The 25,159-nt window shown below is 75.4% G+C and carries 20 protein-coding genes; 10 read left to right on the top strand and 10 right to left on the bottom strand.

What is annotated here, in order from left to right:
- Positions 1-32 precede the first annotated feature (32 nt).
- Entirely contained in the window at positions 33-512 is a 480-nt protein-coding gene (locus AB0G08_RS16255; RefSeq protein ID WP_358088001.1) for a cold shock domain-containing protein, read from the bottom strand.
- 173 nt (positions 513-685) lie between these two features.
- On the opposite strand from AB0G08_RS16255, the gene AB0G08_RS16250 reads away from it, so the two are divergent.
- Positions 686-1,348, top strand: a complete 663-nt coding sequence (locus AB0G08_RS16250) for a 4'-phosphopantetheinyl transferase superfamily protein (protein ID WP_358087998.1) — start codon at positions 686-688, stop codon at positions 1,346-1,348.
- Here AB0G08_RS16250 and AB0G08_RS16245 read toward each other — a convergent pair.
- On the bottom strand, positions 1,345-2,754 hold the full coding sequence (locus tag AB0G08_RS16245) for an acyl-CoA synthetase (RefSeq protein ID WP_358087996.1): 1,410 nt from the start codon (positions 2,752-2,754) through the stop codon (positions 1,345-1,347). The two genes, AB0G08_RS16250 and AB0G08_RS16245, sit on opposite strands and share 4 nt — an antisense overlap.
- A gap of 232 nt (positions 2,755-2,986) precedes the next feature.
- Between AB0G08_RS16245 and AB0G08_RS16240 the strand changes: the two genes are divergently transcribed.
- The 5 genes from AB0G08_RS16240 to AB0G08_RS16220 all read left to right on the top strand — a co-directional run bounded on the left by AB0G08_RS16240 (position 2,987) and on the right by AB0G08_RS16220 (position 6,566).
- The gene (locus AB0G08_RS16240; RefSeq protein ID WP_358087994.1) at positions 2,987-3,670 is read left to right on the top strand and encodes an HAD-IA family hydrolase; all 684 of its coding nucleotides are present in this window, start codon (positions 2,987-2,989) and stop codon (positions 3,668-3,670) included.
- Positions 3,671-3,990: 320 nt separating this feature from the next.
- Positions 3,991-4,932 carry an ABC transporter ATP-binding protein gene (locus AB0G08_RS16235; RefSeq protein WP_358087991.1) on the top strand — a complete coding sequence of 314 codons (942 nt, stop codon included), beginning with the start codon at positions 3,991-3,993 and terminating at the stop codon, positions 4,930-4,932.
- Positions 4,929-5,666 (top strand): ABC transporter permease, encoded by a 738-nt coding sequence (locus AB0G08_RS16230; RefSeq protein WP_357873362.1) that lies wholly within the window; start codon positions 4,929-4,931, stop codon positions 5,664-5,666. The genes AB0G08_RS16235 and AB0G08_RS16230 overlap by 4 nt, the downstream gene beginning before the upstream one ends.
- Positions 5,667-5,918: 252 nt before the next feature.
- Positions 5,919-6,164: a DUF5988 family protein gene (locus tag AB0G08_RS16225; protein WP_357873360.1), complete on the top strand. Its 246-nt coding sequence runs from the start codon at positions 5,919-5,921 to the stop codon at positions 6,162-6,164.
- Between the two features lie 21 nt (positions 6,165-6,185).
- Positions 6,186-6,566, top strand: coding sequence for a VOC family protein (locus tag AB0G08_RS16220; protein WP_358087988.1), 381 nt, complete (start codon positions 6,186-6,188; stop codon positions 6,564-6,566).
- A 162-nt stretch (positions 6,567-6,728) separates the two neighbouring features.
- Here AB0G08_RS16220 and AB0G08_RS16215 read toward each other — a convergent pair whose 3' ends face one another.
- The 7 genes from AB0G08_RS16215 to AB0G08_RS16185 form a co-directional block, all read right to left on the bottom strand.
- Positions 6,729-8,453 carry a hypothetical protein gene (locus AB0G08_RS16215; RefSeq protein ID WP_358087985.1) on the bottom strand — a complete coding sequence of 575 codons (1,725 nt, stop codon included), beginning with the start codon at positions 8,451-8,453 and terminating at the stop codon, positions 6,729-6,731.
- Positions 8,454-8,458: 5 nt separating this feature from the next.
- On the bottom strand, positions 8,459-9,901 hold the full coding sequence (locus AB0G08_RS16210; RefSeq protein ID WP_358087982.1) for a VWA domain-containing protein: 1,443 nt from the start codon (positions 9,899-9,901) through the stop codon (positions 8,459-8,461).
- 35 nt (positions 9,902-9,936) lie between these two features.
- Positions 9,937-12,120, bottom strand: a complete 2,184-nt coding sequence (locus tag AB0G08_RS16205) for a tetratricopeptide repeat protein (protein ID WP_358087979.1) — start codon at positions 12,118-12,120, stop codon at positions 9,937-9,939.
- On the bottom strand, positions 12,117-12,986 hold the full coding sequence (locus tag AB0G08_RS16200; protein WP_358087976.1) for a hypothetical protein: 870 nt from the start codon (positions 12,984-12,986) through the stop codon (positions 12,117-12,119). The genes AB0G08_RS16205 and AB0G08_RS16200 overlap by 4 nt, the downstream gene beginning before the upstream one ends.
- Positions 12,987-13,000: 14 nt before the next feature.
- Positions 13,001-13,909, bottom strand: coding sequence for a transporter substrate-binding domain-containing protein (locus AB0G08_RS16195; protein WP_358087973.1), 909 nt, complete (start codon positions 13,907-13,909; stop codon positions 13,001-13,003).
- A gap of 173 nt (positions 13,910-14,082) precedes the next feature.
- Positions 14,083-15,480, bottom strand: coding sequence for a hypothetical protein (locus AB0G08_RS16190; protein ID WP_358087970.1), 1,398 nt, complete (start codon positions 15,478-15,480; stop codon positions 14,083-14,085).
- A gap of 248 nt (positions 15,481-15,728) precedes the next feature.
- Positions 15,729-16,967: a helix-turn-helix domain-containing protein gene (locus AB0G08_RS16185; RefSeq protein ID WP_358087967.1), complete on the bottom strand. Its 1,239-nt coding sequence runs from the start codon at positions 16,965-16,967 to the stop codon at positions 15,729-15,731.
- Positions 16,968-17,051: 84 nt separating this feature from the next.
- Between AB0G08_RS16185 and AB0G08_RS16180 the strand changes: the two genes are divergently transcribed.
- The 3 genes from AB0G08_RS16180 to AB0G08_RS16170 all read left to right on the top strand — a co-directional run bounded on the left by AB0G08_RS16180 (position 17,052) and on the right by AB0G08_RS16170 (position 20,725).
- Positions 17,052-18,143, top strand: coding sequence for a ferredoxin reductase (locus tag AB0G08_RS16180; RefSeq protein WP_358087964.1), 1,092 nt, complete (start codon positions 17,052-17,054; stop codon positions 18,141-18,143).
- A gap of 14 nt (positions 18,144-18,157) precedes the next feature.
- The gene (locus tag AB0G08_RS16175) at positions 18,158-19,300 is read left to right on the top strand and encodes an acyl-CoA desaturase (RefSeq protein ID WP_358087961.1); all 1,143 of its coding nucleotides are present in this window, start codon (positions 18,158-18,160) and stop codon (positions 19,298-19,300) included.
- 252 nt (positions 19,301-19,552) lie between these two features.
- On the top strand, positions 19,553-20,725 hold the full coding sequence (locus tag AB0G08_RS16170; RefSeq protein ID WP_358087958.1) for an alanine--tRNA ligase-related protein: 1,173 nt from the start codon (positions 19,553-19,555) through the stop codon (positions 20,723-20,725).
- A gap of 372 nt (positions 20,726-21,097) precedes the next feature.
- Here the strand turns inward: AB0G08_RS16170 and AB0G08_RS16165 are convergent, their stop codons facing one another.
- Entirely contained in the window at positions 21,098-22,690 is a 1,593-nt protein-coding gene (locus AB0G08_RS16165; protein ID WP_358087955.1) for a pectate lyase, read from the bottom strand.
- A gap of 640 nt (positions 22,691-23,330) precedes the next feature.
- On the opposite strand from AB0G08_RS16165, the gene AB0G08_RS16160 reads away from it, so the two are divergent.
- Positions 23,331-25,148, top strand: coding sequence for an acyl-CoA dehydrogenase (locus tag AB0G08_RS16160; RefSeq protein ID WP_358087952.1), 1,818 nt, complete (start codon positions 23,331-23,333; stop codon positions 25,146-25,148).
- Positions 25,149-25,159: the final 11 nt, after the last annotated feature.

Raw genomic sequence — 25,159 nt, 5'->3', positions numbered from 1 at the left:
GCGGCCGGTCCACCGACTCCCGCGCCGCGCGGTCAGCCCTCCACCCAGCCGTGCCGCCGGGCCAGGTCCAGCATCCGGGCGCGAACCGCCACGATCTGCGCCCCCGTCAGGTCCGACACGGAGGTCACCAGCGCCTCGGTGGTCTCCGCGCAGAAGGCCCGCTCGGAGAGCACGTCGCAGAGGCCCTCGTCGTCCTCCGCGCCGCCCGTGGCCTGCCCGCCGTCCCGGCTGCGCCCGCCGGTGACCGTCGTGCCCGCCCGGGCCGGCGCGACGGGGCCGGACGCCCCGTTCCGTTCCGCTCCGGCGGCAGCGCCGACCACCCGCACCAGCACGGCCTTGGGGCCGCGGTCGGTCTGCACCGCGTCGTACTCCACCGGGACACCGGGCGCCAACGCCCACTTGTCACCGTCCAGCATGTTCGCGTGCACGAACACGTCGTCGCTGCCGTCGTCCGGGGCGATGAACCCGTAGCCCCGCACCTCGTCGAACCGCACCACCTTGCCAGTGAGCATCCGCTTCCCGCATCCATCCGACCCAAGATCCGCGTGCCCCGCCCGTGGGATCGGGGCCCGCCCCAGACTGGCAGCCGCCCGCGTGGCCCGGCACCCGTACCCGACCCCTATGGTGCAGGGTACCGGCGGCCCCGGGGCGGCGAGGGTCGCCGCAGCGCCTAGCATCGGCGAACGTGATCGAGCAGATCCTGCCCTCCGCCGTGGCGGTGGCCGAGTCCTTCACCGACCCCACCGGCCTGACCCTGTTCCCCGAGGAAGAGGCGCTCGTGGCCCGGTCGGTGGAGAAGCGGCGCCGGGAGTTCACCACCGTGCGGCACTGTGCCCGCCTGGCCCTCGGCGAGCTGGGCCTCGCCCCGGCGCCGATCGTCTCCGGCGTGCGGGGCGCCCCGGTCTGGCCCGCCGGGGTGGTCGGCAGCATGACGCACTGCGAGGGTTACCGGGCGGCGGTCCTCGGCCGTACGACGGCGTTCGCCACCCTCGGCGTGGACGCCGAGCCGCACGCGCCGCTGCCCGACGGGGTGCTCGACGCGATCGCGCTGCCGGCGGAGCGCACGCGCACCGCCACGCTGGGCGCGGCCCACCCCACCGTCTGCTGGGACCGCCTGCTGTTCAGCGCGAAGGAGTCGGTGTACAAGGCGTGGTTCCCGCTCACCGGCCGGTGGCTGGACTTCTCCGAGGCCGACATCGCGATCGATCCGGCCGGCACCTTCCAGGCCCGGCTGCTGGTGCCCGGCCCGGTCCTCGGCGGGGCGACGGTGACGGCCTTCGCCGGCAGGTTCCTGGTCGACCGGGGACTGGTGGCCACCGCGATCAGCATCCCGGCCGTCCAGCCCTAGTCCGCGGTCAGCCTGGTCTTCTGCACCTTGCCGAGGGCGTTGCGGGGCAGCGCGTCGACCAGGCGTACCTCGCGTGGCCGCTTGTGCGCCGACAGGTGCCGGGCCACGAAGTCGATCAGTTCGGCCCCGTCCACGCCGTCGCCCACCACGTACGCGGTGACCTGCTGGCCGAGGTCGGGGTGCGGGGTCCCCACCACGGCGGCCTCGCGCACCCCCGGGTGCGCCAGCAGGGCGTCCTCCACCTCGCCGGCGCCGATCCGGTAGCCGCCGCTCTTGATCAGGTCGGTGGAGGCCCGGCCGACGATGCGGTGCCAGCCGTCCGGGTCGACGGTGGCGACGTCCCCGGTGCGGAACCAGCCGTCCGGGGTGCGGCTCGCCGCGTCGGCGTCCGGACGGTTCAGGTACCCGTCGAACAGGGTGGGACCGTCGACCTGGAGCTCGCCCATCGCCGCCCCGTCGGCGGGGAGTGCCGCGCCGTTCTCGTCGACCAGCCGCGTGCGCACCCCGGGCAGTGGCAGCCCGACGGTGCCCGGCCGCCGCGGGCCGTCCGCCCGGGCGCTCACCGTGATCAGGGTCTCGGTCATCCCGTACCGCTCGACGGCCCGGTGCCCGGTGAGGGCGGCGAGGTCCGCGAAGACCGCCGCCGGCAGCGCCGCGCTGCCCGAGACGAGCAGCCGCGCCGGACGCAGCGCCCGTGCCGCGTCCGGGTCGGCGGCGATCCGGGACCACACGGTCGGCACGCCGAAGTACATCGAGCCCTTGGCGGCCGCGTACCGCTCGGGGCGCGGCCGGCCGACGTGGTGCAGCCGGCTGCCCAGCCGCAGCGGCCCGAGCACGCCGAGCACCAGCCCGTGCACGTGGAACAGCGGCAGGCCGTGCACCAGCTGGTCGTCCGGCGTCCACGCCCAGGCGTCGGCCAGCCCGTCCAGGCAGGCGGCGACCGCCCGGCGGGAGATCACGGCGCCCTTCGGGGCGCCGGTGGTGCCGCTGGTGTAGAGGATCACCGCGGTACGGGCCGGGTCGGGCTCGGGGTGGACGGTGTCCGACCGCCGCGTCAGGTCGACGGGCACGACGGTCCGGCCCGCGCCGTCGGTGGTCCGGCCCGCGCCGGCCGGGGCCAGCAGCGCCGTCGCCCCCGAGTCGCGCAGGATGTGCTCGCGCTCCATCGGCCCGGCGTCCGGCGGGACCGGCACGACCGCCGCGCCGGCGGTCAGCGCGCCGACCACTCCGACCACCGTCTCCAGGGTCGCGGTGGCCTCGATCGCCACCCGGTCGACCCCGTGCAGCTCGTCGGCCACCGCCGCGGCCAGGCGACGCAGCTCCACCCAGGACACCGCCCGGTCGTCGACCCGGATCGCGTCCGGACGCTCGTCGGCGCCCTGCGAGAGCCAGCTCAGCAGCGGCATGGTGCGACCCCTCTCCAGCGGCTCGGACCCGGGCCGACCCGGCCGGGCGCGCCGGCACCGGGCGACGGGCACCCGGGCCGCCGGTATGGTCGGTCGGGCGCCGGTGGATCCCGGCAGGTGGGCGCGGTGCGCCGCGCCGGCGGGCCCGGGACGACGGTCCTGACCGTAGTCGGGGGTCCCCGGGGCCTGCCACCCCTACCGGCGGGCGTGGGCCGGGTCGGACGGGCGGAAGGTGGCCTCTGTGGACGCGGACGCGACGGCGTGGACGGCGGCACCCGACGGTGTCTCCGCGGTGGTGCTCGACCTCGACGGGGTGCTGGTCGACAGCCTCGCCGTGGCCAGGGAGGCGTTCGCCCTCGCGTACGCCGAGGTGGTCGGCGGCGGCCCGGCCCCGGTGGAGGAGTACTGCCGCCACCCGGGCCGGTACCTGCCGGAGGTGCTGGAGCTGATGGGCCTGCCGGCGGCGCTGGCCGGGCCGTTCGTCCGGGAGAGCAACCGCCTCGCGCACCGGGTCACCCCGGTCGACGGGGCGCCGGAGCTGCTCGGCACGCTACGCCGGCGGGGGATCGGGCTGGCCGTCGCCACCGGCCGCAGTGGGGTCCGCGCCCGGGACCTGCTCGGCCGGCTCGACCTGCTGCCGCTCGTCGACCACGTGGTGGGCTCGGACGAGGTTCCCCGGCCGAAGCCCGCCCCCGACATCGTGCGGCGTGCGCTGCGCCTGCTCGGGGCCGGGCCCCGGGAGGCGCTGATGGTCGGCGACGCGCCCAGCGACCTGGCCAGCGCGCGGGCGGCCGGGGTGGTGGCGGTGGCCGCGCTGTGGGGCGAGTCCGACGAGGAGACCCTGCGCGCCGCCGGCCCGGACGTCGTCCTGCGCCGGCTCGACGAACTGCTGCCGCTCTGCCCGGCCCGGCGGTGACAGGTCCCGGCCCGGCGGTGACAGGTCCCGGCCCGGCGGTGACAGGTCCGCGGCGACGGACACCTGCGGTGACCGGTCGGCACCCCTGCCCCTGAGCCACGTTTCCGGCCGGCACCCCTGTCCCGGGTCGACTCCCGGTTCGGTACCCCCGATTCGTCAGCTGAACAGTTGATCGGCGCATCGGTTGGCCGGATGATGTCGGGCGTCGGTCGGCCTGGCTCCGGCCGGCACCGGCCCGTTCCCGTAAGCCGACGCCGCGATCAGCCGAGGGGTCCCGCCCTTCTCGACGGCAACCCGCACGTGAAGGAGGACCACCCCCCATGCCGGTCATCGAAGTCGATCATCTGCAGAAACGGTACGGCGAGAAGATCGCGGTCGACGACGTCTCCTTCACGGTGGAACAGGGCGAGATCTTCGGCGTGCTCGGCCCGAACGGGGCCGGCAAGACGACCACCGTCGAGTGCGTGCAGGGGCTGCGCCGCGCCGACGGCGGCACGATCCGGGTGCTCGGGCTCGACCCGATCCGCGACCGCACCGAGGTGCGGCAGCGCGTCGGCGCCCAGCTCCAGGAGAGCCAGCTGCCGGACAAGGTGCGGGTGTGGGAGGCGCTGGACCTGTACCGGTCCTTCTACCGCAACCGCGCCGACATCGACGAGCTGCTGACCGACCTCGGCCTGGCCGAGCAGCGCAACACCTACTTCCAGAAGCTCTCCGGCGGGCAGAAGCAGCGGTTGTCGGTGGCCCTGGCGCTGGTCGGCAGGCCGGAGGTCGCCATTCTCGACGAGCTGACCACCGGCCTGGACCCGCAGGGCCGCCGGGACACCTGGGACCTGGTCGAGCGGATCCGCGACCGGGGCGTCACCGTCGTGCTGGTCACCCACTTCATGGAGGAGGCGCAACGCCTCTGCGACCGGCTCGCGATCATCGACAAGGGGCGGGTGGTGGCCATCGACAGCCCCGCCGGCCTGCTCACCCGCGTCGGCAGCGAGCACCGGGTGCACTTCCGTCCCGCCGAGCCCGTCGAGGACGCCCTGCTGCTCGCGTCGCCCGACGTGACGGGGGTGTCGCGCTACCGCGACGAGGTGACGGTGACCGGCACGAAGGACGTGCTCCAGGCGGTCATGTCCGTGCTCAACGGGCGCGGGATCGGCTACGACGCCCTGCGGGTCGAGCAACCCACCCTCGACGACGCGTTCGTCTCCCTCACCGGCCGCTCGGGCCGGACCGCCGCGCAGTCCCCGACCCCCGGGAGGTCGTCGTGAGCGCCCTGTCCAAGCTGATCGCCGTCGAGACGAAGCTGTTCCTGCGGGAACCGGTGTCGTTGTTCTTCGTCTTCGCCCTGCCGATCGGCCTGATGCTCGTCTTCGGGCTGCCGCAGCGTGCCGGTACGGCAGCCGACACCGGGCAGCACGCCGAGCAGACCTTCCTGCCGTCGCTCGCGTTGGCCCTCACCATCGGCATGCTCGCGCTCTTCACCCTGCCGATGGCGCTCGGCATCTACCGGGAACGTCGGGTGCTGCGCCGCCTGGCGACCACCCCGGTGCAGCCCGGCCTCCTGCTGGTGGCCCAGGTGGTGGTCAACCTCGTGATGGGCGTCCTCGGCGCGGTGGTCACCGCGACCGCCGTACGGTTCCTGCTGGACCAGCCGGCGCCGGCCAACGTTCCCGGGTTCGTGCTGGCCTTCCTGCTCGGGGTGGCGTGCCTCTTCGCCGTCGGCCTGCTGATCGCGGCGCTGGCGCCGTCGGCCAGGGCGGCGCAGTCGATCGGCCCGGCGCTGTTCTTCCCGCTGCTCTTCCTGGCCGGCGCCTGGTTGCCGCGCGACCGGATGCCGGCCGCCCTGGCCGCCATCGCCGAGTACTCGCCGCTGGGTGCCACGGTGGACACGCTCGGTGCGGCGTGGGCGGGCGCCAACCCCGAGCTGCCGCAGCTGATCGCCCTGGCCGTGACGGCCGTCGTCGGCTCCGTGGCGGCCACCCGGTTCTTCCGGTGGGAGTGACCCTCCCCACGTACGTGGTCGGGGCGGGGGGCGTCGTGGCTGGCCAGGGCCGTTCCTAGGGGTGCCCTAAGGGTGTCGGCCTGATGTGATCTGAATTACGTTCGGAGCAGAACGGGCGGCCGGTCACCGACAAGGGCGTTCGACCGCGCGGCGTCCGTTCACCCGGCAACGGGTGTCGTCAGGCCTGTGTGGACGCGTCCGCCGCATCGCGGCGGCTCGTCCGAGGTGTGCGAATGCGACGGAGGTCGTGTCATGAAGGACGTTTCGCAAGCTGATCTGGTCACCCGGGACGCGGTCGGCGTCATCGACGTCGTCCTGGAGGGCGGCCCGGTCGATCTGCCGGCCGACCTGCGCAGCCGCCGGGTGGCGCAGGCGGAGGAGAAGATCAAGGTCCTGCACTACGGCGGGTACGAGCACTTCGAACGGGGCGCCACCCCGGGGGCGGTCGACCTCCCGGTGGTCTTCCGCTGGACCGGTCGGACCCGGATCGCCGAGTAGGGGAAGGGCGGCACCAGTCTCATGAGGGCACAGAACCACCGGCCGGGGCACTACCTGACGGTCAGCGACACGAACGAGGCCATCGCCTTCTACACGGACGTCTTCGACGCCGTCGCGATCGAACGGGAGTGCCTGCTCGACGGGCACGTCCTGCACGCGGAACTGGCCGTCGGCGGCCACCGCCTGACCGTGAGCGAGTGGTACGAGGCGGGCGCGTCGTCGGCGGCCGAGGGCGGGGACGACGTGTTGACCATCGAGCGGACGGACCCCGAGTCGGTGCTGCGGCGGGCGGTGGCCGCCGGTGCCCGCGTCGAGACGCCGGCGGACCCGTCGCGTCAGGTGACGCTGCGCGATCCCGCCGGCCTGTGCTGGGCCGTCGTCGGCCCGCAGCGGGCGGCGTAGGCGAGCCCCCACCGCTGCGTCGGATCACGTGGAAGGGCCCGCGCTCACCGAGCGCGGGCCCTTCGCCATGGTGCCGCCCCCAGGACCGGCCGAGGAGCCGCCGGCCCCTGCCGGTCCCCGGCGTCACCGTTCCTGACGCACCGCCGTCGCCCGGCCCGGCGCTCAACCCCCCGCCCGGGCCCGGTGGGCGTTGCGGGTGCGTACGGCGAAGAAGAGCGCCGCCGCCCGGCGGACGTCTCCCGGCCGCTGCGGATCCGTGGCGATCTGGTGCAGCAGGTCCCGGTCGGCCCGGTCCGCCGCCAGCGTCGTCAACAGCGAGAAGCACTCCCGCGCGGCGTCCCGGCCGGCGGGGCCGTCCGGGCCACCGGACCAGTGGGTGAGCAGCGCCGCCAGCACGTCCGCCCGGAACGACGGCGTGCCGGCCCCGGTCGTGCCCCGGCCGGCGAGCAGGTGACCGGCGGCGATCGCCCCGTCGGGCTCCGCCAGCCGGGCGCGCAGGAAGGCCGGCGCGACGGCGGCCCGGCTGATCGCCTGCAACGCGACGAACCGCGCCGAGCTGGTGTTCATCAGCGTCACCCACTCGTCCGGCCGCCAGTCGCGGGCGAGCGGGCCCGCCGCCAGGTACTCCACCAGGCTCGGCCAGACCGAGGCCAGCGCGTGCCGGTCGGCCCGGAAGAGGTCGGTGGCGAGCAGGATCCGCCGTACGTGGACGGGCCAGTCGGGCAGCACCGCCGCCGGGGGAGCCGGGGCGTGCGCCGCCGACCAGTCGACGACCGCCGCCACCGGGTCGCCGCCGGCGACGGCGGCGGTCGCCGCCACCTCGACGAGGTCGGTGTGCCGGGTGTCGAGCCAGGCGGCGACGGACCCGCCGTCGGGCGGGCGGCGCCGCAGCGCCTCGCAGGCGGTGTCGAGGCTGGCGCGGCCGCCGCGCAGCAGGGCGCGGACGAACTCGTCGAGCAGGGCGGCCGGGCCGGGCCCCGTGGCCGCATCCGCCTGCCCGCCCTCCCAGACCAGCGCCGCGACGGTGGCGGTGAGCGGATTGTGCACCGGCTCGGTGATGCGCTGCGCGCGGGTCCAGTCCAGGAACTGGCGGGCGGTGGCGCCGTCGGGGAACCAGCGGGCTGCCAGCAGCGCCACGTCCGCGTCGGTGAAGTGCGCCAGGTGGTACGCCGGGTAGCCGTCGCCCAGCACGGCCAGCTCGTCCTCCGCCAGGTGCCGCGTGGTCACCAGGACCCGCCAGGGCCTCGGCGTGCCGGCCGGGCCGGGGGAGCGGGCCAGCTCCGCGAGGCGGTTGAGGACGACGGCCCGCTCGTCCGGGTCGGCGACGGCGTCGAGCGCGTCGACGCAGACCAGCCACCGCCGGCCGGGGGCGGGGGCCTGCTCGACGTCGAGCGGGGCGCCCTCGCCCGGGTACGCCTCGGCGAGCGCGGCGGGCAGCGGCTGGTGCACCAGGGCGGCGGCCGGCAGGCTCACCAGCACCGGCCCGGCCGGGGAGCGCCGGCGCCGGCCGCGCCCGGCGAGCCACCGCCGTGCCGACCGGGCGCTCTCGTAGCGCACGAGCGCCGTCTTCCCGCTGCCCGGCTCCCCGATCAGCAGCACGTTGCCGGCGCCGGTGAGCAGGTCCGCCACGTCGACGCCGTCGCCGGACGGGGCGAGTCGCGGCACCGCGCGGCGCGGCACGTACACCTCGGACAGCGGCTTGACGTAGCCCCCGAAGCGGCGCGGGTGGACGATGCCGGCGTCCGCCTCCCGCTGCCAGACGGGGCGCAGCGAGGTCCACCAGCCGCGCCGGCCCCGGGTGTGGCGGCGGACGGCGACGACCGCGGTGGCGAGGGCCAGCGCGCCGCTGACGACGCCGGCGACCTGGTTGCCGATCTCCAGGTCCATCGGCGTCAGGGCCGGCCGGCGCCGGGCCGGTCCGCCGCAGCGTGGTGGGCCCCGCATCCCTCGCAGTACGCGCCGCTCTGCTCCTCGCCGCAGTGCCGCCACGGCGCGGTCGGCCCGGCCCGCTGTGCCGGCGGCTCCTGCGGACCCCACCGGGAGGTGTAGTGGGCCACGACCAGGGAGGACTGCGTGAGCCGCGCGTCGACGTCGGGCTTGAGGCGGACCCGGCCGCCGGCGGCGTCCAGGACGTCCACGACGCGGGCGAGCAGGGCGACGTCGTCGTCGCGGCCCGTGGCGTGGGCGAGCGCCACGGCGTGCCCGAGGTGCTCCTCCGCCTCGGCGACCCGCCCCGCCCGGGCGGCCGCCAGCCCCCGCTGGACCGCCGCCGCGTAGTCCTGCTGGCGGGTGTAGTACGCGACGCTCTCGTTGATCTCCGAGTACCGCAGGGCGTCCTCGGTCCACTCCACGGTGAGCGGCGCCTCGACCGGCGCGGCGTCCGCGCCGGCGTGCACGCTCAGCCAGCCGATGCGCCGCCGCGCCCCGGGCGCCATCGCGTCGACCTCCAGGGCGACGTGGTAGTCCCGCTGGTCGTGCGGGCTCCACGCGCCGACCGGGTAGTCGGTGGCCAGCTCGCCGGCCGGCTCGCCGCGCCCGCTCAGGTCGGCGAGCGCCGGGTGCACCTGCTTGACGAAGCGGACCCGGGCCAGGCCGGTGGTGCGCACCCGCAGCCGGACGTCGGGGACCCGCCGGGACATCGCGCGGGTCAGCACCGTCCGGAACTCGTCGGCGAGCCCGGTGAGGTCCTCGACCGGCACGACGGGGTTGGCGCCCAACGCCTCCGCGATGCCGAGCAGCTCCGCCGCGTCCCAGTCGTGCACGCCGTCGGAGGAGCCGATGGCGCGGCAGTCGACGGTGAACCGGCCCACGCAGTCGTCCACCGCCGCCCGCAGGTCGGCGGGGCGCTGGGACTCGTTGCGCCCGTCGGTGAGCAGGATGACGTGCCCGATCGCGTCCGGCCGCGTGGCCAGCAGGTGGCGGGCCAGCAGCAGCCAGGTGCCGATGGCCGTACCGCCGTGCGGCGTCACGTGCCGCAGGGCGTTGCGGGCGGCGGCACGGGTGGTCTCGTCGGCGACCGCCAGGCGCCGGTCGCCCGGGTAGACCATGGTGGCGTGGGCGGTGCCGGACACCACCGCGAACGCGACCCCGTCGGGCAGGGCGTCGATGGCCGCGGCGGTGGCCAGGCGGGCGGCGCGCATCTTGGCCTGGGGCGCCCCCATCGAGCCCGACGAGTCGAGCAGGATCACCTCCGCGAGGTCGTCGTGCCGGACGTCCGCGTGGGCCGGTTCCTCGCCCCGGACGGTGGCGACCACGTCGAGGACCGCCCCGTCGGCGGAGACGCACTCGGTGTGGTGCACGCGCAGCCGCAGCGGCAGATCGTTGGCGGGGGACACGGGTGACCTCTTTCCGTCGGGGTTGGCGGCCGGGATCACCACCACGTCACCGGCCGGTACGCGTTGGCCAGCTCGACGAGCGCGATCCGCTCGCGCCGGTCGGCGGTGCGCCGGGCGCGGGAGCGGCACCGGCGCTCGAACGCGCGGCGCAGGGCGTCCTCGTCGAGCCGGTGACCGAACAGCCGCCGGCCGTCGTGGCGCCCCTCGGCCAGGTCGCAGTCGAGCGCGATCCGCAGGATGTGCGCCTCCACCTCCTCGCGTTCGCCGAACGGGGGCAGCTTGTCGACGATCGCGGCGGCCTCGAGCGCCGCGTCGAGCCGGTGCCCGTCGTCCGGCGCGTCGAGCAGGATCCGCACCGCGCAGGTCACCGCCACCGTCGAGGCGCGGGAGGACTCCGGCACCCTCAGCAGGGCGTCCGCCGCGCTGCGCGCGTCGGCCGTCGCCAGCAGGCAGCGGGCCAGCCCGAACGCGGCGGCCACCACGCCCGGGTCGGCGTCCCGCACCCCCCGGTAGTGGTCGGCCGCCGTCCGCGGGTCGCCGTCGAGTTCGCAGGCCATCGCGTACGCCAGCCGCGCGGAGACCTCGCCGGGCAGCCAGCCGTAGACCTGTTCGAAGTGGCGTCGGGCGGTGGCGGCGTCCCGGGCCACCAGGGCCACCAGGGCGCGGTGCCACCACAGCGACCAGTCCCGCAGCTCCTCGGGGAAGTCGGCGAGCAGCGGGCCCGCCTCGTCCACCCGCCCGGCGGCGAGGTGGGCCCGGACGGCGCGGTAGGTCACCTGCGCGGTGTGCTGCGGAGCGGTCCGCAGCAGCTCGATGAGCTCGGCCGGGTCGGCGGGGCCGAGTGAGGCGAGGAACCCGGCGGCCGGGTCGGCGCCGTCGACCAGGGGCACGGGCAGGCCGAGCATGATCTCCACGACGTCGAGGGCGTCGCGGTCGGTGTGCAGGGCGAAGGCGCACGCGGACCGGCTGAACAGGGTGGAGCGGGTCGGCCGGGGCACGCCGTCGGTCGCCGAGCCGACCTGCCGTCGTACCCCTCGGACCTGTTCGCGCATCTCGACCGCCGAGGCGAACCGGTCCTCCGGCTCGGCGGCGGTGGCGCGGGCGAGCAGCCGCAGGAACGGGTCGAGCCGCGCGGGCACGGGCAGCCGCAGCACGTCCTGCCCCGGCGGGATCCGGGTCACCTCGGTGGACCGGGGCACCAGGGTCAGCGCGGCGAGGGTCCGGCCGACGGTGTAGAGGTCCGACCGCACGCTCGGACCGGCGGGCCCGAGCCGCTCCACCTCCGGCGCGGTGTAGCCCGCGGTGCCCCACGCCGGGCTCACCGTGTTGTCGATCCGGCGGGCCGCGCCGAAGTCGACCAGCTTGATGGGATCGTTGGTCCCCTGGCCGCCGACCCGCATCACGTTCTCCGGCTTCAGGTCGCAGTACAGCCAGCCCTGGTCGTGCAGGTACTCGAAGGCGTCGAGGATCTGCACGGCGTACCCCAGCGCCTGCGCCACGTCCACGGCGCAGGACCCGCCGCCCGGGCCGGCCGCGCTGCGGGCCTCCTCCAGGGTGCCGCCGTTGACGTACTCCATCACCAGGTAGCCGGCGTCCCGGTCGGACTCGGGCCGCAGGGCGTGGGTGATGGTGACGATCCGCGGGTGGTTCAGCGCGATCAGCGCCTGCCGTTCGGCGACGAACGCCGCGATGGCCTCCCGGTCCTCCGGGTTGCGCTGCCCCTTCAGCACCCGCCAGGCGCCGTCCATGTCCTCGTCCCGGGCGAGGAACACCCAGCCGACCCCGCCGTTGCCCAGGCAGCCCTCGATCCGGTAGCGCCCGGCGCGCAGGTCGCCGTCGGCCAGGGGCGGGGTGAAGGAGTACCGGGTGCCGCAGTCCGGGCAGAACCCGGCGACCCGGGGCAGCCGGGGGCCGCGGTGGCGGTGGCACCTCGTGTTGCCGCAGTAGCGGGAGTGTTCGGGAACGACCGGCTGCGACACCACCGCCGTCAGGGGATCGTGCGGCCGGGCGGTCGGCAGCACAGCCGGTCGCTCCCACGGCCGGGACGTCGTCCGCAGCGGCCGCGGGTCGGGGTCCGCGGCCCGGGCCGGTCCGGCAGCCGCGTCCGGCCCGGCGCCCGCGCCGACCCCGACGCACTCGTGCCCCCACAGCCGGCAGAACCCGTCCTGGTCGACGGCGCCGGGGCAGTTGCGCTCCGCACAGCCGCGGCTCGCCGTCATCGCGTACCCCCGTTCACGGCCTGTTGGTAGGCCCGCACCGCCCGGCTCGCGGCGGTCACGGCGAAGGCGTCGGGGCGCAGCGCGGCCAGCGCCTCCCGGTAGGCCCGCTCGACCTCCTGGTGCTCGGCCCGGCCCTCGTCGGCGGCCTTCTGCCGGTACGCCTCCAGCCGCCCGGTCAGCTCCGCGTGGCAGGTTCGGCGCAGCCGGCGTCGCGCGGTGTCGGTCCGCTCGACCGCCCGGTCCACGGCGGCCCCCAGGGACCCGTCGTCGCGTTCCGGCCCGACATCGCCCCGCCACCACTGCCCACGGCCCGCCGCCTTGGCGGCGGCGAGCCGGTCCAGCAGCCCGTCGACCGCGAGCGCCGCCAGCGGATCCGTCCCGTCGCCGAGCCCCTCGCCGGCGGCCTCCGCCGCGAGCCGCCGGAGCCGCTCGACCGAGGAACGCAGCCGCTGCGCCCGGACCGCCAGCCGGTCCCGGCCATACGTCTCCACGATCCGGCGGATCCGGGCCACGTGCTCGCGGGCCGCGACCAGGATCTCCTGGACGCTCATCGCCTCCACGTGCACCGGCTCGCCGGTGGCCGCGGTGAACCGGACCTGGCACGGGTCGGCCAGCAGCCGGGCCAGCGCCTCCTCGCCCGCGCCCGTCGACTCCTGGACGCCGTCGAGGTCGTCGACCAGCCGGTCGAGGGCCAGCGACAGGCAGCCGAGGCGGTGCAGCAGGTCCCGGGCCTCCCGCGCGGGCGCGGCGGCCGGGCCGTCGGGCTGCCGGAAGGCGTCCGTGACCAGCTGCTGCACGTCGAGCAGGTGCTCGCAGACCCAGGTGTGCGCGGCCAGGGTGGCGTCGAGGCGTTCCCGCACGGCCATTCACCCACCGCCCATCAGTCGGCCGGCCGGGGGGTGGCCGGCGCGGGGTCGGGGGGCGGCCACCCGGTCGTGGCCGGTCCCGGTGACGGCATGCCCCGGTCCCGGTGCCCGGCGAGCCACCGGTCGTGGGCCTGCTGCCACACCGTCGCGGTACGCGGCTGCGCCAGCACGTGGTTGACGAACGCGACCAGCTCCCGGCCGTCGGTCAGGCGGAACGCGAAGGCGTGCGGCTCGTCGGTGAACCAGGTGCAGTTCTCGTCCCGGTGGTGGTCGCAGGAGCGCCGCTCCGGCCGGGGCGCCTCGGTCACCAGCGTCGTGTCCGGGGCCATCCGGGCGAAGCCCAGCAGGATGTTGTCGTCGGTGCTGACCCCGTCGACCTGGCCCTGGCGCAGCATGACCAGGCAGTCGACCGGGTGGGGGGCGTGCACCGGGACCGGCCGCAGGCCTCCCGTGGTGCGGTAGCCGGCGATCATCGCCAGCGAGGTGGTGTTCGCGGCGGCGCAGACCCGCCGGCCGCCGAGCTGTTCCATGCCCGCGTACTCGGGCGTGCCGTCGGGGCGTCTGCGGACCAGCACCGTCTGCCCGGAGTCGAGGTAGTCGTTGGAGAACAGCACCAGCCGGGCCCGCTCGCAGGAGGCCGTGAGCGAGGTGGCGACGACGTCGATCTCACCTTTGTCCAGCATGGTGAAGGCGCCCTGGCCGGGCGGCACCGCCTTGAAGGTGAGCCGGCTGCGCGGGTCGTCGGCGGGCCAGAGGGCGCGGGCCACCGCCAGCATCAGCTCGATGTTGAAGCCCTCGAACCGCTGGGTGCGGGCGTCCCAGTGGCTCATCGTGGCGTCCGACGGGTCCACGCCCGCGACCAGTTCGCCCCGGTCGAGGATCCGGCGCGGGGGTGTCGGGTCGGACGGGAGGCTCCGGCGCACCGGGCAGACCCCGCCGGTCGCGTCGGTGGTCGGCGCCGTCGCCACCCCCGGTGGGCGCGCCGGGGGCGCGGGATCGGGTGGCGCGGGCGCGGCGCACCCGCCCAGACCCGCCAGGAGCGCGGCGAGCGCAGCGGCCCGCCGTCGGGTCCGCGTCGAGGCACGCCGGGGTGCGGTCACTGGTACTCCAGGTAACGCCGGCGCAGCCCGGCGACCACGCCGGCGGCGGCGAGCAGGGTGACCCAGGCGGCCGCGCCACCGAGGTGGCGGCGCGCCTCGGGCAGGTCGGCGACCATCCGGGAGACCTCCTCGTTGCGGGTGGTCAGTTCGGTCAGCAGGTGCCCCTCGGCGGCGACGAAGGCCCGGCCCGCCGACCCCTCGGCGAGCACTGTGTCCACCGCGCCGCGGAAGGCGTTCGGGGTCTTGCTCTGCCGGGCGGGCCAGACCGTCTCCTCCAGGGCGGTGCAGTCGATCCGGTCCCCGGGCGGCGCCGGCGCCGCGGTCGGGGCGAGGCAGAGGTCCCGGCCGTCGAAGTCCGCCTTGTGCCCGGCCGGGTCGACGCTCGCGCCGAGCCCCAGGTAGACGTCGGCCCGACCGGCGAGCAGGGCGCCGAGCCGCTGCTGGGTGGCGCTCTGCGCGTCGACCGCCCGTTCCAGCTCCGGGAGCCGCCGGTCGGCGTCCGGCCAGTGCGACCACGACGAGACCAGCATGGCCAGTACGGCCGCGGTGCCCACCGAGGCCAGCAGCAGGCCCGCGTTCAGCCGTCGCCGGGTCCGCCGGCGCAGCCACACCTGCACGACCACCAGGGCGGCGAGGGTGCCCAGCGGCACCAGGACGGACGCGGCCAGCCAGGGCCGGGCGTCGGCGCGGGCGTCGAGCAGCAGCCTGGTGTCGTAGTTCCACAGGCCCTGGGCCGCGGTGAGCAGCTCGGTGGACATGTAGTGCGACGCCTCCCGGGCGTAGGCCGAGGCGAGCACCGCACGGGCCGCCGGGCTGCCCGTCGCGGCCTGCTCCGCAGCCCTGCCCGCCGGCGGGCAGGGCTGCCGGTTGCCGGTGGCCGCCGCCGGGAGCGGACCGGCCACCCGCAGGGCGGCGCACACCACGTCGCGGTAGACCTTCAGCCGGGCGGCGATCGTCGCGAGCCGGGTGAGGCGGTCCGGGTCGCCGGCGGCGTTGCCCATCGAGTCGGTCAGCGTGCGCTCCACCTCGTGGACGGACGCGTCGTAGGCGGCCACCAGCGACGCCCGCCGGTCCTCGGCCGGCGGGAGCAGGAAGACGGCGCTGGCGGCGACGTCCGCGTCGGCGAGACCCTGGTAGATCTCCCGAGCGGTCGTGCTGGTGGCCACGGCGGTCGCCGCGGAGCGCTCGCCCAGCGTGGTGGCCGACGTGCGGGACTGAACGGCGACGGCGGCGGTGGCGGCCAGCGCGGCCACCAGCACGGCGCCGCTGAGCACGATCAGCGCCGGGGTCGTCCGGAGCGCGTCGCGGAGCCGGTTGGTGTGACCGGGGCGCGCCGGCCCGGTGGCCGGAGCCGGCCGGTCGGCCCCGGGCTCGTCCCCCGTGTGCGACGCCATGCCCGTCCTTCCGCTCGCCGGGGCCCGTCCGGCGGCCCCCTGGCGGAAGGCGTCGCGGTACCGGAGGCGGCCCCGTCGCCCCGCCGGGCGACCCGCCGGTGGCCTGCGGCGGAGGCCGGCAGCCGGGCGGATGATCGCGGGCGGGGGAGGACCAGGGTGGCACCTCCGGCGTGTGGCCCGCACCCGTATGTCCGGTATCTGACCTCGATGGGTCACCGACCGACCACGGTGGGAGACGGTCGGTCGGGTCAGGGCGGCGGGTCGTCGGCCCCGCCCCGGGGCGGGAAGGCGAGGGCGAGGGTGAGGTCGAGGACGGTCGCCGGGTCGGTCAGGCGCTCCCCGTACAGCTCGCGGAGCTTGCCCATCCGGTAGCGGACGGTCTGCGCGTGCACGAAGAGGTCGGCGGCGACGTCGTCGCGCCGGCCCTGGTGCAGCAGCCAGGAGCGCAGGGTCTCGGCGAGCCGGTCGGCGGTGCCGGGCGGCAGCGACGCGAGCGGCGCCAGGACCCGGGCGCGAAGGTCGGCGAGCCCTTCCGGATCGGTGCTCAGCACCAGCTCGGCGAGGTGCTCCTCGGTGTCGAGCGCCGGCCCGTCGTCGGCCGGGCGCAGGCCGAGCGACAGGGCCCGGACGGCGCGCTGGTAGGAGGAGGCGGCCCGGGTCCAGGGCCGGGCGGGGCCGAGCACGGCGCGGCGGCCGTGCAGCACCCGGGCGAGCTGCCGCCGCCGCTCGCCGTGCGTGTCGGGCACCAGCAGCACCGCCAGGTCCTCGCCCGCGCCGCCCGGCGGAAGGTCGTCGCCGCTCTCCAGGGTGTGCGGGTGCAGCCGCGCGAGCGCCGCGCGGAGGTTGGCCCGGGGCAGCAGGACGACGGTCAGGGTCTGCGGCGGCGGCCAGTCGGCCCGCTCGGCGCTGCGCAGCAGCGCCTCCTCGGGCTCCCCGGCGAGCAGCCGCTGGGTGAGCCGCTCCAGGTTGCGGCGCCGGGCCCGGCCGGCGCTGGCCAGCTCGTCGGCGTGGCCGGCCACGCTGGCGGCGGAGAGCTCGTCGATGTACGCGAACATCAGCTCCGCGAACTCGGCGACGGTGCCGGCGGACGACCCGCCCTGCACGGTGGTGGTGGACATCTCCCGCCAGGAGACCCGGGCGCCGACGCGGTACGCGGCGAGCAGGGCGTCCATGCTCCGGCCGGAGCGCGCCTCGCCGCTGCCGAGGGCGTACGCGGCCTCCAGCGCGCCGACGAGCGGGGTGCTCGGGTCGCTGCCCTCGGAGCGCCCGATGAGCTGGAGGAACGTGCCGAGCGCGATCTGCACCGCCGTCTCGATCTTCTCGCGCATCTGGCCGGTCAGGGTGCCGGAGTAGCTGGGCACCTCGGCGGTGATGGCGGTGATGGTCCGCTCCGCGAGCAGGGGGAGCCGCTCGTGCAGCTCGCCGGCCACCCGGGCGTCCAACTCGAGCCGGGCCGCGCGCCGCGTGGCCTCCGAGCGTTCGGACACGTTGTTCCCTCCGCACAAAAAGCCTCGTCCGGTTCACCTTCCCAGGTCAAGATTTTATGCCATTCGGCGGGCGACCATCGAATCATGACCACCACCGTCCCGAACCCCTCCGGGAAGGCGGCCCTGCGGGGCCGGATCCTCCGGCTGGCCGCGTCGGTCACCACCCCGCTGCTGCCCGACGACTACCTCGACATGGTCGCCCCGCTGCGCTCCGGCGCCGACCTGCGCGGCCGGATCCTCGCCGTACGCCCCGAGACCGCCGACGCGGCGACGCTGGTGATCCGGCCCGGCCGCGACTGGCGCGGGCACACCCCCGGGCAGTACGTCCGCCTCGGCGTCGACGTCGACGGCGTACGCCAGTGGCGGGCCTACTCGGTGACCTCCGCGCCGCAGCGCCGGGGCGGGCCGATCTCGGTCACCGTGAAGGCGATCCCCGACGGCGTCGTCAGCAACCACCTCGTGCGCCGCACCCGGCCCGGCACGCTGGTCCAGCTCGACCAGGCGCAGGGCGACTTCGTGCTGCCGGCCCGGCCGCCAGCCCGGGTGCTCTTCGTGACCGCGGGCAGCGGCGTCACCCCGGTGATGGGGATGCTGCGCGCCGACGTGCTGGGCGGCGCCGACGTCGTCGTGGTGCACTCGGCGCCGACCCCCGCCGACGTGATCTTCGGCGCCGAGCTGCGGGACCTCGCCGCGCGGGGCGTGCTCCGGCTGGTGGAGCGGCACACCGAGACCGACGGGCTGCTCACCGTGGACGACCTCGACCGCCTCGTGCCCGACCACCTCGACCGGGAGACCTGGGCCTGCGGTCCGCTCGGCCTGCTCGACGCCCTCGAGGAGCACTGGACGGCCCGGGGGCGCGGCGACCGGCTGCACACCGAGCGGTTCCGGCCGACCGTCATCTCGCCCGGCGAGGGCGGCACCGTCACCTTCGCCCGCTCGGGCGTCACGGTCGACGCCGACGGCGCCACCCCGCTGCTCGACGCCGGCGAGAACGCCGGGGTGCTGATGCCCTCGGGCTGCCGGATGGGCATCTGCTTCGGCTGCGTCCTGCCGCTGCGCCAGGGCGCGGTTCGGGACCTGCGCAACGGGGAACTGACCACGGCGGTGCCCGGCGACGGCGTCCGCATCCAGACATGCGTGTCGGCCGCGGCCGGCCCCTGCGACATCGACCACTGATCGGAGTACCTGACGTGACCGTGATCCAGAACAAGCCCGTCAACCCGATCGCCCACCTCAGCGCCGAGGACATCGAGATCATCGGCAAGGAACTCGACGCGATCCGCGAACGGGTGGTCGCCGACCGGGGCGAGCGGGACGCCGCGTACATCCGCCGGGTCATCTCCACCCAGCGCAAGCTGGAACTGGGCAGCCGGGTCGTGCTGCTGTTCTCCCTCTTCCCGCCCGCCTGGATCGTGGGCACGGCCGGCCTGACCGTGGCCAAGATCCTGGAGAACATGGAGGTCGGCCACAACGTCCTGCACGGCCAGTGGGACTGGATGCGCGACCCGAAGATCCACTCCACCACCTGGGAGTGGGACCACGTCTCGCCCGCCGACCAGTGGAAGCACTCGCACAACGAGCTGCACCACACGTACACGAACGTGCTCGGCAAGGACAACGACCTCGGCTACGGCATCATGCGGGTCGACGAGGACCAGCGGTGGCACCCGTTCCACCTCGGCCAGCCGCTGTGGAACTTCATCAACGCCTGCTTCTTCGAGTACGGCATCGCCGCGTACGACCTGGAGCTGGGGCGCAACCTGCGCAAGGGCCGGCACAAGAAGCCGGAGTTCCGGGCCCGGGCCCGGGCGGTGGGCCGCAAGATCCGTCGGCAGGTGCTCAAGGACTACGTCGTGCACCCGCTGCTGTCGGGGCCCTCGTTCCTGCACACGCTGGCCGCCACCTTCACCGCCAACCTCCTGCGCAACCTGTGGAGCCACTCGGTGATCATGTGTGGGCACTTCCCGGAGGGCGTGGAGACCTTCTCCCGGCGCTCGATCGAGGGCGAGACCCGCGGCGAGTGGTACCTGCGGCAGATGCTCGGCTCGGCCAACATCAGCGGCAGCCGACTGATGCACATCATGACCGGCAACCTGTCGTTCCAGATCGAGCACCACCTCTTCCCGGACCTGCCCAGCAACCGCTACCAGGAGATCGCCCCCGAGGTGCGGGCCCTGTTCGACCGCTACGGGCTGAAGTACACCACCGGCTCGCTGCCCCGGCAGGTCTTCTCCGCCTGGAAGAAGGTCGTCCGGCTGTCGCTGCCGAACCGGAAGGCGCCCCGCCGGGTCGACGACCGTCCCGCCCCGGCCCTCGCCGCGTCCGGGGTCTGATCCGCCGGCGCCGCCGCCCGCCGCGAAACGCGCTGGGCGGCGGTGCCGCGTCCACGTACAGTCGGGGCATGGAGATCAGGCGCTTCTTCGCCGCCGCGGCCGCGCGAGCTTCGCGCTCGTCGGTCGCCGCCGCCTGACCTCACCATCTCCCGCCGGCGACCGGAAACGGTCCGCCGGCTTCCTCGTTCCGTCGGCCCGCCGGTCTCCGGCGGCGGACCCTTTCCGGTCGTCCCATCCGGAAAGGCCACCGCCATGACGTACGACCCGATCAGCCGCACCTTCCTCGACTTCTTCCGCGAGCGCGGCCACGAACTCGTGCCCGACGGCTCCCTGATCCCGCCGCCGGGCGATCCGGTGCTCTTCACCACCTCCGGGATGCACCCCCTGACCCCCTACCTGGAGGGCCGGCCCCACCCGTCGGGCCGGCGGCTGGTGAACGTGCAGCGCTGCCTGCGTACCACCGACCTGGACGAGGTGGGCGACCCGACCCACCTGACCCTGTTCTCGATGCTGGGCTCCTGGTCGCTCGGCGACTACGACCTGCCGCGCAGCCTGCGGTGGGGCTACGAGCTGCTGCGCGACGGATTCGGCGTGGCGCACGACCGGATACACGTGACGGTCTTCGGCGGCGACGACCAGGTCGGCCCGGACGAGCCGTCGCTGCGCACCTGGGGGGAACTGGGCCTGCCCGTGGAGCTGACCGGGGAGGAGAACTGGTGGTCCAACGGGCCGACCGGGCCGTGCGGACCCGACACCGAGATCTTCCTCTGGACCGGCGAGGGCCCGCCCCACGGCACCCCCGGCACCGACGACCGCTGGATGGAGGTCTGGAACCATGTGGGGATGCGCTACCACCGGCACCCCGACGGTCGGCTGTCGCCGCTGCGGCAGCCCAACGTGGACACCGGGATGGGCCTCGAACGGCTGGAGATGGTGCTGCGCGGGCACCGCTCGGTCCACGAGGGCGAGGGCCTCGTGCCGTGGGCGCGCGGCGTGTCCGACGTGTGGGGCCTACGGGACGGGGCGCTGCGCGTGGTCGGCGACCACCTGCGCACGGGCGTGGTGGTGGTCGGCGACGGCGTACGGCCCTCGAACACCGGCCGCGGCTACGTGCTGCGCCGGTTGTTGCGCCGCACGCTCACCACGCTGTGGCGCGACGACGCGTCCAGGACCCTGTCCGACCTGCCGACCGGGCCGGTGCGGCACACCCTCGACCGGTTCCGGCAGGGCGTCACCGTCGACGAGGTGCGGGACGTGTTCACCGGCGAGGAGCGGCGGTTCCGGGAGCTGCTGCGGCGCGGGCGGCCGGTGGTTTCCCGCCGCCGGTCCCGTGGACCGTTGACCGACGCGGACTACCGGGACCTGCACGACACCCACGGGCTGCCGCGCGACCTCGTCGACGGCCTGCTCGCCGAGGCGGGCTGACCTCGTCGCACCCGCGAGCGGAAGCCACCGGGAGGTACGCGGCCGCGCCGCTCGCGCCGCCGCGGGCCGTCTCTCCCGCCGGTGCGGCCGTCTCTCGTGCCGTGCGGCCGTCTCTCGTGCCGTGCGGCCGTCTCTCGTGCTGTGCCGGCGGGTCTCGCGCCGTGCCGGCGGGTCTCGCGCCGTGTGGGCCCGTCTCCCGCTGTGCGGGCCCGCTTCCCGCCGGTGCGCGGGCGGGTCCGGGCCGGGGGCGGGGGCGTCGTGTCCGACGTCCCCCGCCCCCGCGCCCGTCCCAAGTGACCAGTGGCACGGGCACCGGGCGGGTTGTCGCCGCCGCCCGGGACCGCGCTCCGCCGTCCCGGGCGGACGGCCGTGCTATCCGGCGTAGGTCTCGAACTCGGCGACCTTCGGCGCGCCGGCCGAGCTGGTGATCCTGAAGGTGATCTTGGTCAGGGACGTCGCGGGGAAGCTGATGACGCCCGCCCCGCTGCCGGAGGCCAGGACGGCGCCGGTGGCGTGGTTGACGAGCTGCCAGGACCCGATGCTGCCCTGGGTGCCCGACGGCTCACGGATGACGACCCGGGACACCGTGGTGGCGGAGCCCCACTTGATCGAGATCTCCCCGGTCGCGCCGACCGGCGACCAGTAGGTGCTCAGGCTGCCGTCGCGCACGTTGCCGTAGCTGGTGTCGCTGGCCTTGCTGGAGCCGTCGGAGCCGGCCCCGATGCTGAGGTTCGTCCCGCCGGGCTGGGTCGGCCCCGGCGTGGGGGTGGTCGGTGCCGGCGTGGGGGTGGTGGGCCCCGGGGTCGGGCTGGTCGGCCCCGGGGTGGGGGTGGTCGGCGTCGGCGCCGGCGTCTGCGGGGTGCAGTTGCCGTCCGACTCCCGCAGGCCCGTGTTCGCGCCCGCCGTCTGGCGGACGACGTCCGGCACGCAGTTGGCCCCGTCGAGGCTGTACGGGTACGGGATGCTGACCGTGGTGTTGGACTGCGGGTCGGGTCCGGCGGGGTAGTTGTCGGTGCCGGGGCTCGACCAGGTCACGTTGTCGAAGACGTTGCCGCTGACCTGCCAGTAGCCGCGCTCGCTGGTGTAGAAGGTGCCCAGGACGTCCTTGGAGTTCCTGAAGTAGTTGTTCTCCACCTTGGCCCTGGCCCCGGCCCGGGAGTTGATCCCGGACTCGTGGAGGCTCACGTAGTGGTTGTTGTAGATGTGGGCGATGCCGCCGCGCAGCAGGGGCGTACGGGAGTCGATGTTCTCGTACAGGTTGTGGTGAAACGTGACGAAGCCGTTCGAGCGGTCGCTCTCACTGGACCCGATGAGGCCGCCCCGGCCGGAGTTGCGCAGGATGCTGTACGACAGGGTCACGTACTGGGTGTCGTCCTTCATGTCGAAGAGGCCGTCGAACCCCTCCGACTCCCCACCCGAGGCCTCCAGGGTGGCGTGGTCGACCCAGACGTTGCGGACGCCACTCTCCATGCCGATGGCGTCACCGCCGTTGGAGGTGGGTGAGCCGGACTTCTTGACGTTCCGGACGGTCACGTTCCGGATGATGATGTTGCGGGACTCGCGGATGTGGATGCCGAGCTGGTCGAAGACGGCTCCGGTGCCGACCCCGACGATCGTGACGTTGCTGATCTGCTTGAGCTCGATCACGCCGTCGGCGGTGCTGCAGCTGCCGCCCGACACCTTGGCGGTGTTGCCGTGGTTGATGGTCCCCTGGACCTCGATGATGATCGGGGTGCTGCTGCTGGCCCGGGTGCACAGGGCCGTGTGGATCCCGGTCCCCGTGCTGACCCGTACGGTCTGCCCGCCCGCGCCGCCGGTGGTCCCACCGTTCTGGGTCGCGTAGCCGGTGGCGCCGCCCGCCGCCGCCGACGCCTCGGGTGTCGGCAGTGCCGCCACCCCGAGCGCGGCCCCGACGGCCGTCGTGGCCAGTGCCACCTGGAGTCGCAGTGCGACTGGTCTTCTCATCTTTCGTCTCACCTTCGTCTTCGGATGTCGGGTGTTGCCGTTGCCCAGCTGCCGTGGTCACGTCGGTGAACCGTCGTGGCCGCCGACCTGTCGCCGGGCCGTTCGCCGGTCGACCCGGAGGTGCGTTCTTCTCGAGGTGGATCGGTTCGGCGGTTTCCGCGCCGGCCTCGGCCGCCGAGGCCGGCGGCGCCGGCCGCAAGGTCGCCGTGACCGTGCTCCCGCCGCCCGTGCCGCCTGTGGTGGTGTCGTCGCGCGTGCCCGGAAAGCGCTTTCCAGCGAGAATAGGGAGCCGTCTATCGATATGGCAAGGACCTGTCCGGATTGCGGCGCGATGCCCTGGTCGTCCGGCGCGGGCGCCGCCGCGCGGGACGCCGCCGGCCTGGCGGCGACGGATCGGGGCCCGCCGCCGCGGGTGGCGGCGGCGCCGGTGGGCCGGCCGGGCGGCCGGTGTCGGTGGACGGGCGGGGCGGCCGGTGTCGGTGGACGGGCCGGCCGCCGGTGCGGCTCCGGGGCGACGGGTCACCCCGGCCGCCCGTGGCGGGTGGTGCGCCGGCCGGCCGGATCAGTCAGGATGACCTGCGCGAGGGCATCGCCGGGCCGCGCCGCGGCCGACGGCCCGCCCGTCGACGGAAGGAGACCCGTGCCGTCCACCCTGCTCTCCCGTCGCGACCTGCGCTTCCTGCTGCACGACTGGCTGGAGGTGACCCGGCTGACCGAGCGGCAGCGCTACGCCGAGCACTCCCGGGAGACCTTCGACGCCGTGCTGGAACTCGCCGAACGGCTGGCCACCGAGCGGTTCGCCCCGCACAACCGGGCCGCCGACCTCGCCGAGCCCACCTTCGACGGCCGCCGGGTGCACACCATCCCGCAGGTCAAGCAGGCCCTCGACGTCTTCGCCGAGACCGGGCTGCTGGGTGCCGGCATGGACGCGTCGGTCGGCGGCATGCAGCTGCCGCACGTCATCGGGGCCGCCTGCTTCGCCTGGCTCCAGGCCGCCAACGTCGGCACCTCGGCGTACCCGCTGCTGACCCTCGGCAACGCCAACCTGCTGCTGGCGCACGGCAGCCCCGAGCAGATCGACACCTGGGTCCGGCCGATGGTGCAGGGGCGCTTCTTCGGCACCATGTGCCTGTCCGAGCCGCAGGCCGGCAGCTCGCTCGCCGACATCACCACCCGCGCCGAGCCGCAGGACGACGGGACGTACCGGCTGCACGGCACCAAGATGTGGATCTCCGGCGGCGACCACGAGCTGGCGGAGAACATCGTCCACCTGGTGCTCGCCCGGGTTCCCGGCGGCCCGCCCGGGGTCAAGGGGATCTCGCTGTTCATCGTCCCGAAGGTGCTGCTGGCCGACGACGGCGCGCTCGGCGCCCGCAACGACGTCGTGCTGGTCGGCCTCAACCACAAGATGGGCTACCGGGGCACCACCAACACGCTGCTCAACTTCGGCGAGGGCGTGCACCGGCCCGGCGGGCGCCCCGGCGCGGTCGGCCACCTGGTCGGCGAGCCGCACCAGGGCCTGGCGCAGATGTTCCACATGATGAACGAGGCGCGCGTCGGGGTGGGCGCCGGCGCCACCGCCCTCGGCTACACCGGCTACCTGAAGTCCCTGGCGTACGCCCGGCAGCGGCCACAGGGCCGCCCGCTGGCCGACAAGGACCCGGCCGCGCCGCAGGTGCCCATCGTCGCCCACCCGGACGTGCGCCGGATGCTGCTGGCGCAGAAGAGCTACGTGGAGGGCGCCCTGGCGCTGGTCCTCTACTGCGGTCGGCTGCTCGACGAGGAGAAGACCGCGCCGGAGGCGGCGGACCGGGAGCGGGCGCGCCTGCTGCTCGACGTGCTCACCCCGATCGCGAAGAGTTGGCCGTCGCAGTGGTGCCTGGCCGCCAACGACCTGGCCATCCAGGTGCACGGCGGCTCCGGCTACACCCGGGACTACGACGTCGAGCAGCACTGGCGCGACAACCGGCTCAACCCGATCCACGAGGGCACCCACGGCATCCAGGCGCTGGACCTGCTGGGGCGCAAGGTCACCATGCGCGGTGGGGCGGGGCTGGCGCTGCTGGTGGAGACGGTCCGGGCCACGACCACCCGCGCGTGGAAGGCCGGCGGCGAGGCCGCCGAGCTGGCCGCCTCGCTCGGCGCCGCCCTCGACCGGGTCGCCCTGGTCACCCGGCGGCTGTGGAGCACCGGCGATCCCGAGGTGGCGCTGGCCAACGCGAGCGTCTACCTGGAGGCGGTCGGCCACGTGGTGGTCGCCTGGATGTGGCTGGAGCAGCTTCTCGTCGTCGAGGCGGCCGGCGGCCCCGGCGACGGCCCGGACGCCGACCTGTACGCCGGCAAGCGGCAGGCCGCCCGGTACTTCTTCCGGCACGAGCTGCCCCGCACCGGCCCCCAGTTCGACCTGCTGGACAGCCTCGACCGGACCACGCTGGAGATGCGCGACGACTGGTTCTGACCCCCGCCCGC

The sequence above is a fragment of the Micromonospora sp. NPDC023644 genome (assembly GCF_040640115.1).
Classification (GTDB): domain Bacteria; phylum Actinomycetota; class Actinomycetes; order Mycobacteriales; family Micromonosporaceae; genus Micromonospora.
Note: the sequence above shows the minus strand (reverse complement) of the source record. Positions and strands in the feature narration are given on the sequence as shown.